Origin of the sequence: Pseudomonas sp. nanlin1 (genome assembly GCF_045571515.1) — a bacterium.
Taxonomy (GTDB): Bacteria; Pseudomonadota; Gammaproteobacteria; order Pseudomonadales; family Pseudomonadaceae; genus Aquipseudomonas.
Map to the genome: position 1 here is coordinate 5,022,721 of NZ_CP124218.1, position 14,811 is coordinate 5,037,531.

The 14,811-nt window shown below is 61.7% G+C and carries 6 protein-coding genes; 2 read left to right on the forward strand and 4 right to left on the reverse strand.

Translation table 11 applies throughout. The annotated features are described in order from the left end of the window. Nucleotides 1-80 precede the first annotated feature (80 nt). A complete protein-coding gene (locus QCL65_RS23290) occupies nt 81-4,361 on the forward strand; it encodes a hypothetical protein (RefSeq protein ID WP_407313052.1) in 4,281 nt (1,426 codons plus the stop codon). Here QCL65_RS23290 and QCL65_RS23295 read toward each other — a convergent pair. Further along, the gene (locus tag QCL65_RS23295; protein ID WP_407313054.1) at nt 4,358-6,661 is read right to left on the reverse strand and encodes a YgiQ family radical SAM protein; all 2,304 of its coding nucleotides are present in this window, start codon (nt 6,659-6,661) and stop codon (nt 4,358-4,360) included. The genes QCL65_RS23290 and QCL65_RS23295 overlap by 4 nt on opposite strands. Before the next feature lie 163 nt (nt 6,662-6,824). On the opposite strand from QCL65_RS23295, the gene QCL65_RS23300 reads away from it, so the two are divergent. Next, entirely contained in the window at nt 6,825-11,858 is a 5,034-nt protein-coding gene (locus QCL65_RS23300) for a dermonecrotic toxin domain-containing protein (RefSeq protein ID WP_407313056.1), read from the forward strand. A 45-nt stretch (nt 11,859-11,903) separates the two neighbouring features. On the opposite strand, the gene dnaB is transcribed toward QCL65_RS23300, so the two are convergent. The 3 genes from dnaB to QCL65_RS23315 all read right to left on the reverse strand — a co-directional run bounded on the left by dnaB (nt 11,904) and on the right by QCL65_RS23315 (nt 14,775). Next, entirely contained in the window at nt 11,904-13,301 is a 1,398-nt protein-coding gene (gene dnaB, locus QCL65_RS23305) for a replicative DNA helicase (protein WP_407313058.1), read from the reverse strand. A 106-nt stretch (nt 13,302-13,407) separates the two neighbouring features. Beyond that, nucleotides 13,408-13,854, reverse strand: coding sequence for a 50S ribosomal protein L9 (rplI, locus tag QCL65_RS23310; protein ID WP_407313060.1), 447 nt, complete (start codon nt 13,852-13,854; stop codon nt 13,408-13,410). 21 nt (nt 13,855-13,875) lie between these two features. Next, entirely contained in the window at nt 13,876-14,775 is a 900-nt protein-coding gene (locus tag QCL65_RS23315) for a hypothetical protein (protein ID WP_407313062.1), read from the reverse strand. Nucleotides 14,776-14,811: the final 36 nt, after the last annotated feature.

Consider the following 14,811-nt stretch of genomic DNA (forward strand, 5'->3'; position numbering starts at 1 on the left):
GCACAGGGTCTTGAGCTCTGATGGGGGCAAGCGTTGCTTGGGCAACGGCTTAACCCCAGCGTTCAAACGAGTGCCTACCCATGACCCAACCCCCTGCCTTACCTTCGATCCCTCCCGACCGGCTCGCGCAAATCGATGAGTTCAGTGATTGGGCCATCGCGTCCATGGCCCACCTGAGCGTGCTCGCCGAAGTCTTGAGTGGTGGCCTTGACCTCAACGTCGATGAGCACCTCGAGTATTTTGGCCTCACCCCCGCCGCCGACGCCCAACAGCGCGCCGAGCATCTGCAAACGGTACGCCTGACCCAAGAGATACTGCTGCGCCGGCGCTACCGCGACAGCGTTGACCTCAATCGCCTGCTCGACTCAGTGGACAAAGCCCGAGTGCTGCAAGTTATCGAAGGTTTTCTCGCCGGCAGAACAGGATCGTTGCTCGAAGCCCTGGGCGGCGCGAGCTTGGATACGACTTTAGCGCCCCTGAGTGCCCAGTTCCCCATGCTCGCCCTGGCACGCCTGGTTGCCGGCCCGGCTGCCAAAGCGTTCGCGCAAACCTTGCTCAGCGCCTTGGGCTGGTACGGCGCCCACCCCGAGGAAACCGGGTCACCCCTAGTGCTGGCGAAACTGACGATCCGGGCCCTGAGTTTGCACCTGGACCCCAGAGAAGACCTGCTAGGCTTTGATGTTTACGCCCCGCACTGCATTGGCGAGACCTATGGGGCGATAACCGCGCGGTTCTCTCGGCACCTACTCGACAACGCACGCCTGGCCAACCCGGGCGCGCTGCCGCTGGCGTTACACCTGTTGCAAGAACACATGCCCGCCGACTTTCAGGTCATCGACATTCCTCCGGACCTGGCCTATCGCACCAGCAGCCGGTGGGTCGCGTTCAAGCACGGCGTCGACCTGGCGCAGCTCATCGAGCCTGGCGCCGCGCAGCGGCTGACCTTTGACGAACTGCTGGATTACCCGCAAAACAAGACCGGCGCCGCGGGCAGCGAGGAGGAGTTGCTGGTGGCCACCGCCCTGGTGCTGCCTGTCGTGGCCTGGGCCAGCGCGGTCGGGCACCTACCCGCTGACGCGCTCAGACGCCAATGCACCGCTGCGCAAATTCAAACGGCGATGGACGCGCTGACGAAGCTGGATGCCAAATTGATCGCCGCCAATGAAAGCTTGCGGCAACCCATGCCCACCCGCTTTGGCATTGCCCGCCAGACATTGGCAAAGCTAAACATTAGCGAACAAGCCCCGTTCGTTCATCCCCGTGTGCAGGACCCTGTCAGCGCACTCGAACTGGCTGCACAAGGCACTCTAGGCCGTGACCCCCACTGGGTGCCAGGCATGGTCAAGGGCCCTGACGCAGAGCTGTTCAAAGCGTGGCCCGGCCCTTACCAAAGCTGCCCTGATATTCCCCAGTTGTTCGAGCAAGCCCATGCTGCTTGGATAAGCCAGGTCAAAGGCGCCTACACCTTTATTGTGAAAACGCTGATCGAGCAGTTGCCCATGTGCGACCAGCTCGCCATCCGCCAAGGTCACGTGCGCCTCTACTCCCTGGGCCAGTTGCCCCACGGACGCTGGGAACGCTACAGCTACACCGACTTGAGCGAGGCAAAGGTGGCCCGCTATGGTTTTGTCATCCATGCCAGCCACGGCGGCCAAGAGCACTTCTACGAAGTACTGCCTCACGTTTGGCACATTGCTAAAAAGGACGGGGTGCCGACCGTGCACATCGACGGAGAAATCCTCGAGTCATACGACCCCCGTTACCGCAGCGACATCATCCACTACCCCCAGGTCAACGCCGGCAAGATCCCGGACCACGCGATGAAATACCGCCGCGCGACGCTCTACCCGTTTGACTACGCCGCGTTCGCCTCGGGCGGCAAACCGGTCGCCAGTGGCTCTGAGTTTATTTTCGATGAGATCAATGATTTCCCAGCGCTGGCGGCCGAGCCGGAAGAAAAGCGTATCGCTCATCTGGCGTATTGGGTCTCCCACACCTTTCTCTATCAGAGTGACGCCAACCTGTACAAAATCGCCAAAGGCCAAACCCGTTTCGAAGCCCCAGACCCGCTGCTGGAATTCCTCAAGCAGTATGTGATCCCTTTCTGGTCCGCCATTGAGGACCTCTCCAGCGAGAAGTCCCGTAAACGGCCGGCATTACAAGTACTCGCGGCGCTGAGTATCGCCTTCGACGCTTTATCGATTCTGATTCCTGGCCTCAAGGCCGCTCGCGGTGTCACCCGTGCCATTGGCCTGGGCGCACGCAGCGGCGTGCGGGCCGCGCTGCCGAGGCTCGGCCGGGCGGCTAGCGGGTTCGCTGTGTCACTGTTGCGCGAGTTCAACCCGCTGGCGCTCCCCTATGCGCTGCTGCAGCTGACGCAGATCCCCAGACTGTTTGGGGCGATCCACCGCTTGCGCCTGCGGCTCAAGGTTCCACGGCCCGATATTCACGACCTGGTCCATATGAATGAAACCCAGGCGCAAGCCTGGAGGGCCTCCCCCCAGGCCAGCGATACCTTGGGCTCACTGCAGGTACGCAGGGTGGGGGGCGAAGGCTATGCTTTGGTGTTGAAGGTGCCTGGGCATAACAGGGTGCAGGCGCCGCGTTTTTTGCTGGAACCGCACACTCGCCAGGCATACGGCCCCGCCTTGCGCCGCCGCAATGACGCCGGCGAGCTCACCCGCCAGGTGCCGGCCGAGATCCAGTTGCAACGGGTCGACCGCGGCTGGAGCTTTATCGATGAAACGCCTGACCTGACCAAACGCTGGATCTACCAAGGCGATGACGTTTACCTGGAAAGCGGCGGCTACTTCTATCAGAAAATCCAACACTCGCCCGACCAAGCGGTGCTGCGCCGCACTCATTCGTTGCAATCCAACCGGCAGGTGCCCAGGTTGTCCGCCGCCCCTTGCCGGCCCAAACGCAACTTGCAGCCGCTGAGCTGCGAACCGGGCAACTATGTGAACGCGGGCTACACCGGCCAGCCCGCGGACGTCACCCAGGGGCGTGAAACCGTTGACTGGTTCACCGACTACAAGATCACGCGTGAAAGCGCAACCCAGCGATTCTTCCACGGCGAGCACCGCTGGGACGCTAAGGGTCGCGGCTACCCGCGCCCAGCGGTAGGCGAAAGATGGAGTTTCCTCCCTCGTAAATACCGCCAAACGTTGACCGCCGAGGTGCTGGGCGGCAATGATATTTTCAAACAGATCCGCATCGCCGGCGGCATCTACGGGACCATCAAAGACACCCGGGTGATTTCAGCCGTCGTTGCCTCACGCCGTCAGGGCGCGGGCCAAGTGATGATTACCCGGGTCGATAACAACGCCTTCTATCGCGGTGAGTTCTCCAGCGACCTCAGGACCGTGACATTGCACAAAATCGATGTCGACATGGCTCACCTTGAGGGCCGCGTGCTCAGCGAAGACGACTACCTAGCGTTGATTTACCAGGGCTCGTACGACGCTAACGCCTATATCAAGTCGTTGCCTAAAGAGGCTATGGCATCCGACTATGAAGCAATCCAGAAAGCCTTGGATCAACGCGAGGACATCCTGCTTGGCCCATTCATCGGCGGCCCATTCGACATGGGCACTACGCCGGCCGAGGCGGCGCTGTTCTGCAAGTATGCGCGACGCCACGTGGTGATCGAAGCCCGCAAGGCCGTCAGCCATTGGCGCCCGCTAAGCCAAGACACGGCGCTGGCAACCCGCAGCCGGATTGCCGATGAGTTGAATACCTTGTTCCAGACCCGCGATTTTACCGCCGACAGTATCCTGGACCAGAAAAAGCTGAAAACGCTGACCCTCGCCCCGCGCAACCTGGCGTATGCCCGGTTGACCTTCAAACCCGCTCTCGGCTTGCCCGACACCGTTTACTATTCCCTGTCGGGCACCCGGATACGTAGTGAACAGGCCATCCCCTTGAGCCGACTGAACCCGCAGAACAAAGAACCGCTGGCGGTGGGGCTCAGAGAACGAGGATGGACCTGTGGCCAAGGCGTGGTGACTTCGCCCACGGGCGTGCGCTATATCAATAGCCAGCCCAAAAACAGGACGCCGCGAAAAACCGCTGGATCGGCTTCGGCGCCGGCAAGCACCGACAGCACGCTGTTTTTACCCGACCTCAGTGACGCCATGGCGACCCCGGCGGGCAATTCACGCATGCTCGAAAGCGAACGCAACATCCTGGAAAAAATACGCAGCGACGCTGTCGATTTCAACACCGTGGAATCCATGGAGGTGTTCAGCGTCTTACCCACCTGCCAGTCCTGCACCGTGTCACTCAGTGCCCTCAGCCAGAAACTGCCGCCAGGCAAGTTCGTACTGCATGAGGGCCCACAGTCAGCGCTGGCGGATTAACGCGGGATGACCGGTTGGCGGCTGGGCTTTTTCTTGCCTTTGCCGCCCTTGGCCGCGTCCAGCCGAGCCTTATTGGCCTCTTTATTGCGCGCCTGCGCGGCGGCTTTGGCCTCCTCGCGCTTGTCCCACGGCTTGGAACCATCGCTGCCGCGTGGCGGCAACCCGGTGTGCTGGGTCAGGATCTTCTGCTCGCGGGCGACCTTGTGGCTGCCGCTCGGCGTAGAGTTCTTGCGCCGAGCACTCTGGTAGCTGTCGGTGGCAGGCTGATGCAGTGGAATCAGCTGGTGCTTGGCCGGCCCGATCAAGTCGGCACGGCCCATACGCTCCAGGGCCTCGCGCAGCATCGGCCAGCCTTTGGGGTCGTGATAACGCAGGAACGCCTTGTGCAAGCGGCGCTGCGCCTCACTCTTGACGATACTGACCGGTGCGCTCTTGTAAGTGACCTTGCGCAAGGGGTTCTTGCCCGAGTGGTACATGGCCGTCGCCGAGGCCATGGGCGACGGGTAGAACGCCTGCACCTGGTCGGCACGAAAGCCATTGCCCTTGAGCCAAAGCGCCAGGTTCATCATGTCTTCATCGGTGGTACCCGGGTGGGCGGCGATGAAGTAAGGGATCAGGTACTGCTCTTTACCCGCTTCCTTGGAGTACTTCTCGAACATGCGCTTGAACTTGTCGTAGGAGCCGATCCCCGGCTTCATCATCTGGTTCAGCGGCCCTTCTTCGGTATGTTCCGGGGCAATTTTCAGGTAGCCACCCACGTGGTGGGTCACCAGCTCCTTGACGTACTCCGGCGACTCGACAGCCAGGTCGTAACGCAGGCCGGAGGCGATCAGGATCTTCTTCACGCCCGGCAAGGCGCGGGCGCTGCGATACAGCTGGATCAACGACGAGTGATCCGTGTTGAGGTTCTCGCAGATACCGGGGAACACGCACGACGGCTTACGGCAGGCGGACTCGATCACCGGGCTCTTGCAGGCTATGCGATACATATTTGCGGTGGGGCCACCGAGGTCAGAAATAACCCCGGTAAAGCCAGGCACTTTGTCGCGAATTTCTTCGATTTCGCGAATGATCGATTCTTCGGAACGGTTCTGAATGATCCGCCCTTCATGCTCGGTGATGGAGCAGAAGGTACAGCCGCCGAAGCAACCGCGCATGATATTCACCGAGAAGCGAATCATGTCGTAGGCCGGGATTTTTTCCTTGCCGTACGCCGGGTGCGGGACGCGCGCATAGGGCATGCCGAACACGTAGTCCATTTCTTCGGTGGTCATGGGAATGGGCGGCGGGTTGAACCATACGTCGACATCACCATGCTTCTGCACCAAGGCCCGCGCATTGCCGGGGTTGGTTTCCAGGTGCAGCACGCGGTTGGCGTGGGCGTACAGCACAGCGTCGCTGCGCACTTTTTCGAAGGACGGCAAACGGATGACGGTTTTCTCGCGGGTCAGCCGCGGGTTGGGCAACAATTGCACCACCTTGGCTTCTTGCGGGTCTTCGACGGGCCCTTTCTCCTGCTCGATCGCGCAGGCCTGGGTGTCTTGGGTGTTGACGTACGGGTTGATGATCTTGTCGACCTTGCCCGGGCGGTCGATGCGCGTGGAGTCGATCTCGAACCAGCCCGCCGGGGTGTCACGGCGTATGAATGCTGTGCCGCGAATATCGTTGATGGTCTCGACCGACTCGCCATAGGACAAGCGCTGGGCCACTTCGACGATCGCCCGCTCGGCATTGCCGTACAGGAGGATGTCGGCGCACGCGTCGATCAGGATCGAATGGCGCACCCGGTCCTGCCAGTAGTCGTAGTGGGCGATGCGCCGCAGCGAAGCCTCGATGCCGCCCAGCACGATCGGCACGTGCTTGTACGCTTCCTTGCAGCGCTGGCTGTAGACCAGGCTGGCGCGGTCTGGTCGACGCCCTGCCAGGCCACCGGGGGTGTAGGCGTCGTCGGAGCGGATTTTTTTGTCGGCGGTGTAGCGGTTGATCATCGAGTCCATGTTGCCGGCCGCGACACCGAAGAACAGGTTGGGCTCGCCGAGTTTCATGAAGTCGTCTTTGCTGGTCCAGTCAGGCTGGGCAATGATGCCCACGCGAAAGCCCTGGGCCTCCAGCAAGCGGCCGATGATCGCCATGCCGAACGAGGGGTGATCGACGTAAGCATCGCCGGTGACGATGATCACATCGCAGGAATCCCAGCCAAGCTGATCCATCTCCTCCCTGCTCATCGGCAGGAAAGGCGCTGGCCCGAAACATTCGGCCCAGTACTTTGGATAGTCAAATAACGGCTTGGCTGCGTGCATGTCGAAGACCGCTCGGTAAGTCAGTAAAAATCACGGGCGCGGAATATAGCACATTTTTTAACCAGACCGACCATCACCGTCCGGCGCTAGCCATAAATACCACCATCGCCCCCGGCCCAGCAGTTCCAATCGCGCCTCCCTCGCCACGAACAAGGAAACGCCGATGGACACCGCCACCGATAGCACCGCCGACACCCAAGCACCCCCCTCGCTGCTCAGCAGTGACGTGGCCAACAGCGAAGCACTGGTGAGCTTCGCCGAACGACAAACGAGTGACTCGTTAAAGGGCCTGACACTGCAGCAGCAACAGCGCTTCATCGCGCTGTCGCGCAGTGTCTGTGCCCAGCAAAACCAGCTGGCAAGCGCCTTGCTGACGGTGTTCGAGACCTTCGACCGCACGGCCAAGGCCGACTTGGTGGCGGCGCTGAAGGAGGCCACCGGGCTGGACGTCAACCTCAACCACTACCTGCATACCGAAGGCGCCGAGGACGATGACCCGACTGAAACCCGCACCCTCTGGGACGCCGCCAAGGCTAACTTCAACATCTTGGTCGTCTCGGAAACCGGCAGCGGCCTGCGCTATATGCAACGCAGCTCTATCAATGATATCAACGTGCCCCACCGGGGCGTGGCCAGCGCGCTGCGCGTTCACGACTTTGTCCGTACGGTACGCGAGCTGGATCTGGGCGAGCGTCTCAACCAGCACCTACAGGCCCAGTTACCGCCTCACCAACCCGCCCTGCGCACGTTGCATCAGGAGCAACTCGAGCTGGCGTTGCTGGACGCCCAGCGCCAGGCCGCAATCGGCCTGAGCCGCGCCGATGCCGAAAAGCTGTGGAGCCTGATGCGCGACCCAGAGACCCACTGGACAGTGCACGACATCCAGGCCGGCGGCGAGCGCCTGAAAATACCGTTCTACACGTTGCGTGTCAGCGAAGATGCAACCGACCGGGTCTATAGCTACTTCCCCAGTCGCCCAGGGGGCGCCCTGCGCAGCCATTTTTCCCTCGACGAGGCGCAGCAATCCATTACCGAGCAAATTCGCCAAAGCGCGAAAAACCGCGATTTCCAGTGGTTGTTTTATGCTGTCTCCAACCCTGACCAGGACCAGTTGCTCAGCTTCCTGGGCACCCCACCGGTCCCCTCCGAGCAACTCACCTGGGTAGCCCTGGCGCTTTACAAAGCCTTTGCCGACGAAACGCCAATGATCGAGCGCCTGCAAGTGGTGGCCGGCAACCTGGAAACCTATTCGCTGGCAGAGTCGCTGACGCACTTCAGCCTGCTGACTGAGCACACCAATATGCGCAGCCAGTTTGTGCCCAACGCGGTGATGGACAAGGCCAGCACCCAACAGGTGCTGATGAGCGTGTTCAGCGAAACCCTGGAAATGCTCACCTTGCCCCTGGCTGGCTCGGTGCTCGGCCTGGGCAAGCTGGTGCTGACGGTCACCATGGGCGCCCTGGCCTACCAGACCCTCAAGGCGCGCCATGCATGGGCCGAGGGGCAAATGCACGAGGTGGTCCAGGCCACCCTGGACATCGCTGACCTGATCATCAGCGCGCGCCTGCAGGGCGTTGCCGTACGTCTGTCGAGCAAGCGCCGAGGCAGCCTGCTCAAAGCCCTGGACCATCCGCACCTGCGCCACAACGACTTGGGCATCCACACCCTGTACTGGCCCAGCAAAGCCTCTGCCAGCACCGGCTCGGCGCCACGTTTACCTCTGGACGGCGCCGCCCTGACCAACAGTCAGTTGCTTGAGAAAATGCTCCCTGCCTCGCTACGCGGCCTTGAGCCCGCCGCGCTCAACACTGCCCTGCAGCTGTCCGGCACGCGTCGCCCGGCGCTGGACGCAACCTGGAACGGCGCAGCCCAGAGCGACTGGCCGATCATGCATACGCTCAAAGCGCAGAAACTGCGCCACGATATCGATCGGCTGAGCAGCGCCCTGGATCAGACGCAGCCCCTGCCCGACTTGGCAGACCGCGCCTTACCGCCGCTGCTGCCCGAGCATTTTCAAGCCAGCGTAGAGCTGTACAACGAAAGCGGTCACCTCTTGGCGCGCTACACCCCACCATCCACTGCGGCCGCTAACGGGCCGGTGCAGCTGCAACGCGTGGAAAACGGCCACTACCAGGCGCTGCAGCCTGAAGATGGCGATACAGCGCAGCCGCTGTTGCAGGCCGCACTGGCCGCACATGAGCGGCTTACCCCGGACAGCCAGTTAGGGCGCATCGGTGATTTTTCTGTGGACGAGCAATTCGCCAACCGTGCCAGCCAGTTCCAGACGCAGATCCACGCTTCGCTCAAACGCCATCAGCCCGCCCTGTTCGAAGCGCTGCTTCTGGACTTGCCGGCGGCACAATTGCCGCCACAACACCCCGCCCAACCATTTGCGGCCCATGCAGGCAGCGCAGTGCCCGCGCAACCCGCTGCGGTGACTCGGTTGATCGAACACTTCCCCGGGCTGTCCCATGCGGCAGCCGCGCAGTGGGTCCACGACGAGCCCAGCCTGACTGGCTACGGCGACTTCAGCCAATTGCCCGAGGCCCTGGCGACCCGTATCGACTTGGCGCGCCAGCAAAATCAGGTGATCGATGCCCTAGGGGCGTTGCAGGACGCCCAGGACCGCGGCCTTAACCGCGAAGCTGAGGCGTTGCTGTGCAACCTGCTGACCCTGCTGCCCGACTGGCCGGCTGAACTGGGCATCAGCGTACGGGGCGACCAACAGCAGACGCGCCACTACGGCCCTGAAGCCCCCACCCAGACAGTGCAATTGATCGAACACCATGGCCACTACCAATGGCTCAACCAGTACGACGACGCCTCACCAGCGCGCCCTGGCCAGAACAGCCTCGTCAGCTCGCTGCTGCAGGCGCTCGACGACCGCCAACGAGACGCGATCGGCTACGGTCTGGACGACAGTTCGCGCCTGGGCCAATTACCCTCAGCGGCCAGCCCAGCGGCTCGTCAGTCTTTCTTGGCGACGTTGCTGAGCGCGCACGTCACCTACCCGCTGAGCGAGGCCCGCCTGGCCCACTTCCGTCAGACCCTGGACCTGGCTGGCAGCCAACCCGACGCCCAAGGTGTGCATACCTGGCAAGACAGGCTGTACATCGAGCACGAGGGCAGTGCCTATCAGGTGCTACGTGACCTGGACGCTTCGACCCCCGCACAGCCGGTGTTGCGCATTGTCCACGCCGATGACCCGGTGGCCCAGGACCCCGAAAATAGCTACGTGGCCACTCGCCCAGGACGCAGCGAAGCAGTACTGCGCAACGCCGATGGCACCTGGCAAGGTGTGCTCACCGGCGGCCAGGGCGGCATGCGTCGGCGAGCCCGCGCCAACCAAAGGGAGATAATTCTGCAGACGCAACTGCTGGACGCCACTAAAGAACTGCTAGCGTGCGAAGAGCAGATCCAAAAAGCCAGCGACCAGGTGAAGCGGCGAGCGCAAAAGATCACCGACCGAGGCGACTCGCCGGACATCACTTCCGAGGAAGAACTCGAATGGAAGTTGTACCGCCGTATGGTCGACCGGATCAACGGCTTCCGTGAGGAGAAACTCAGGCTCTATGAACAGTACCGCGCCTTGTTCAAGAAGGACGATGACTACCAGAGCATCAATAGCTACGACGAACAGCAGTGCCACGCGCAGATGCTGTCTGACTGCGTTCTAGCAGTGCTCACCCTTCACCTGGAACACCAAGCCCGACTGCGCCCGCTGGGCAGCTTCACAGTCAGTGACATTCCGCTGTTCCGGCAACATTGCCTGGCGGAAATCCAGGGGCTGTCCCTCAAGCTGCCCTACGCCGAGAAAACCGAAGCGGCCCTGGCCGCTCTGCAAAACGCCACCGAGCCAGGGTTCATCGAGTTGCGCGAAGCCGTCATCGCCAACCGCCCTGCAGACCCCTACTACACCCGAGTGGCGCTGGCGCAATTTCAAATGTGGCTGCTAAGCGTTGGCGATCCGCAAGACGTCAACGAGCCCAGAGACCCGAACCTGGACATGACCGAACTGGCCTGCGCCCTGCGCCCGGCAGCCGTCACTCTGCGCGGCACCTCGGCCTTACCCCAGAATTTGCAGATCAGCGTACTGGACAGCCTGGAGCGGCAATTCGAGCTAATGGGCAAAGAGCTGCAGATCCTCGGCGAGGAGTACAGCGACCCGCGTGACCTGGCCCACATCAAAGAGGCAGGCGAACTCATCGCTTGGTTCCAGAAGGAGGCCGGGGAGCGCCTGCGAGAACGTTTCGAAGCCGCTACCAGCGAGGCGGAACTGGCTCGCGGCGACGACGCCATCGACTTCGACTTCATTCCACAACTGCCCGGCCCCAGCCAGGCGCCCACGCCTCGGGCGAAGAAACTGCTGCGCTATAAGGTACGCGGCCGCACCGTGGCGGTGATTGGCACCGTGCGCGAAGAGGGTGGCGAAACCTTGCTGGACATTGACGGCCCAGAGCTGGCCGCCCCCGACAGCGCCCAATCGCGCTACCGCAAAGACGCCGCCGGGCAATGGCAAGCCAGCGCGTCAGCCGGCGCTGCAGCCAGCCTGGATCTGCAAGGGGTCAGGGCCCAGGCCAGCAACGCGATAGCGGCCAGCGCTCAGCACAAGGCCGAAGCAGACGCAATGATGGGGCGCTATGACGCCACTAGCATCGTCGAGCAGCTAGAGCGCCGCGCGGCTGCGCTGGATACGCTGCACCAGCAACTCAGCGAAGCAGGCGACCAGGCCCACGCGGACGATGGCTCTGTGCTGGAGCAATTGCTCAGCACCCGGGACGACCTGCTTGCCCATGGCCAGCAGATCAAGCTAAAGATGTACAAGAACCCGCTGAAGCTGGACATGAACCGCCTGCTGTTCCTGCTCGCCCATGACGAAGTACGGGTCGAACAGACGCACAAGCGCAAACCCTTGGGCAAGGGTGCTGCAAAGCACTTTCTGGACACCTACCGGATTGTCGACGCCGTTGACGGCACGCCTCTATGGGCCGCGCATTTCCATTACGCGACGCCCACCAGCGCAGCGCTGGATTTCAACTTCAAGGGTGGGCATTTGAAAACCTTGGCCCAGGAACACCAGGGGGCGGGGCACCAGGCCGCCGAGGAGCGCGAAGGCCAAGCCATCACGCCGATCTGGCGGGTCACGTTCGACGTCAACAGCGCGCGGCAGCTGTTTGACCACGTGCAGCCTGGCTGAAGCCTGAAACCAACAGCGGGTCTCACCTAGAGACCCGCTGTTGGTTTATTCGTCGTCGTCGAAGTTATAGCTGCCCGGCGCCAGGTTCTCGAAGCGCGTGTACTTGCCGATAAAGGCCAGGCGAATGAAACCGATGGGGCCGTTACGCTGCTTGCCGATGATGATCTCAGCAATGCCCTTGTGTTCGGTTTCGGGGTGATAGACCTCGTCACGGTAGACGAACATGATCACGTCGGCGTCCTGCTCGATGGCGCCGGACTCACGCAAGTCAGAGTTGACTGGGCGCTTGTTCGGCCGTTGTTCCAGCGAGCGGTTGAGCTGGGACAACGCCACGACCGGGCAATTGAATTCCTTGGCCAGGGCTTTCAGGGAGCGCGAAATCTCCGAGATTTCGTTGGTGCGGTTGTCGCCACTGGAGCCGGGGATCTGCATCAACTGCAGGTAGTCGATCATGATCAAGCCGATTTCACCGTGCTCACGCACCAGGCGCCGGGTGCGCGCACGCATCTCGGAGGGACTGATGCCGGCGGTGTCGTCGATGAATAGCTTACGGTCATTGAGCAAGTTGACCGCCGAGGTGAGCCGCGGCCAATCATCGTCGTCGAGCCGGCCAGACCGCACTTTGGTCTGGTCGATGCGGCCGAGCGACGAAAGCATCCGCATGATCAGGGAGTCACCTGGCATCTCCAGCGAATAAACCAATACGGTTTTCTCACTGCGCAACACGGCGTTTTCCACCAGGTTCATGGCGAAGGTGGTCTTACCCATGGAAGGTCGCCCGGCCACGATGATCAAGTCGGCCGGTTGCAGGCCGCTGGTTTTCTCGTCGAGGTCGGTGTAACCGGTCGAGAGGCCGGTAATTGCCGCGTCCGTGTTGAACAGCGTATCGATGCGGTCGATGGCTTTGGTCAGCAGGTCGTTGACACTCACCGGGCCGCCGGTCTTGGGCCGGGCCTCGGCGATCTGGAAGATCTGCCGCTCGGCTTCGTCGAGAATCTCGGCGGCATTGCGGCCCAGCGGATTGAACGCGCTGTCGGCGATTTCGTTACTGATGCTGATCAGTTGCCGCAAGGTTGCACGCTCGCGAACGATTTGCGCGTAGGCCTTGATGTTGGCCACCGACGGCGTGTTCTTGGCCAGCTCGCCCAGGTAACCGAGCCCGCCCACTTGGCTGCTCTGGCCTTCGCGGTCCAGCTGTTCGTGCAAGGTCACTACGTCGAACGGGGTGTTCTGGTCGGCCAGGCGCGCAATGGCGCGGAAGATCAGACGGTGGTCATGTCGATAAAAATCGCCGTCCGAGACCTGGTCCAGCACGCGTTCCCAGGCGTTGTTGTCCAGCATCAACCCACCGAGCACAGCCTGTTCGGCCTCGATGGAATGCGGCGGTACCTTGAGGGCGGCAGTTTGCAGGTCGTATTGCTCGGGAGCGGAAGTTTCGTTCATGGCCACTAAAAATCAGGAAGGCAGAAAAGACAAAGGGCACGACCTGTAAACAGGATCGTGCCCGATGTTACCGGCTGGCGCCGTAGCAGCCAACCGATGGTGTCGCTTAAGCGGCTACGACGACCACACGTACGGTGGCTTCGACGTCGCTGTGCAGGTGCACGGCTACATCGTATTCGCCAACGTGACGGATCGTGCCGTTCGGCAGACGCACTTCAGCTTTGGCCACTTCAACGCCGGAGGCGGTCAGTGCGTCAGCGATGTCGTGGGTGCCGATCGAACCGAACAGCTTGCCTTCGTCGCCAGCAGTGGCAGTGATAGTCACTTCCAGCTCGGCCAGTTGGGCAGCGCGGGTTTCAGCCGAAGCTTTTTTGTCTGCAGCCAGTTTTTCCAGCTCAGCGCGACGCTCTTCGAACGCAGCCAGGTTGGCAGCGGTCGCAGCGGTAGCTTTGCCGAATGGCAGCAGGAAGTTACGACCGTAACCGGCCTTAACATTTACCTTATCGCCCAGGTTGCCCAGGTTGGCGATTTTTTCCAGCAGGATCAGTTCCATTTGGTAATAACCTCTTAACTTTTAACCTTCACCGTTCGCGGAACCTTGGTCGGTACCCTTTTTGGGCCCGCCCCGGCCGCGAAAATCAATCAGGCTGTCGACAATGGCCAAGACCACGAGCAACGGATAGATCAGTTGCATGAACAACACGAGCGTGACGTACATCCCTACCAGCCAGAACCTGCCCAGCCGCCCCTCTTTAACCAGGCCATGCATCAAGGCCAGCCCGGCGAACACCAGCGGTACGCTGCACAACGGCGTCAACACCGCCAACCCAGTACCGAAGTTCGGCCCGATCAGCATGCACGCCAGCAACGACAACGCTGCTGCGAGGGGGAGTCGAACGGCGCGAAACTCGCTACCGAAACCTCCCGGGTTATACAGTGACGCTTGCCAGTAACGCCCCAACATCAGGGCCAACACGCTGATCACTTGCAACAAAGCCGCTATCAGGCCACTGAGTACCGGTGCAATCAGCCCTGCCAGACGCGCTCGCTCATCTACCGACAATTGTTGGTAGAGCCCATCGAGCATCTGCGGCAGTAGCTTGTTCAGCTCCAGCGCCATGGCTTCGATGGGTTCGCGGAACACCGCCCCCAGCACCACTGCATACACCAGGCCCAATGCAATGCTGCTTAGAAGCACGCGGTTCCAGGACCAGCCTGCGCGCAACAGCGCCGCAAGCCCCAGCGAACCGAGCAACACCATCAAGGTGCGCGGTTCGCCGAAGTACCACCAGGCCGCAGCCGGCAGCAAAGCCCATCCGAGTACGCCAATGGCGTCACTCATACCGCGCCGCAGAAATACCAGACACGCTGCGGCAGCACTTAACCAGAACAACAACGGCAACGCCGCACAACCGACCACTACGAGAGTGGCCTGCACGCGACCGCGCATGATGAAATCAGCCAGGGCACGCATGCACTCTATCCTTTTGCTACTTGTCGACTACCCGGT

Coding starts and splice junctions, on each gene's coding strand:
- QCL65_RS23295 (WP_407313054.1), bottom strand. CDS start 6,661: ATGCACGCAGCCAAGCCGTTATTTGACTATCCAAAGTACTGGGCCGAA.
- QCL65_RS23300 (WP_407313056.1), top strand. CDS start 6,825: ATGGACACCGCCACCGATAGCACCGCCGACACCCAAGCACCCCCCTCG.
- rplI (WP_407313060.1), bottom strand. CDS start 13,854: ATGGAACTGATCCTGCTGGAAAAAATCGCCAACCTGGGCAACCTGGGC.
- QCL65_RS23290 (WP_407313052.1), top strand. CDS start 81: ATGACCCAACCCCCTGCCTTACCTTCGATCCCTCCCGACCGGCTCGCG.
- QCL65_RS23315 (WP_407313062.1), bottom strand. CDS start 14,775: ATGCGTGCCCTGGCTGATTTCATCATGCGCGGTCGCGTGCAGGCCACT.
- dnaB (WP_407313058.1), bottom strand. CDS start 13,301: ATGAACGAAACTTCCGCTCCCGAGCAATACGACCTGCAAACTGCCGCC.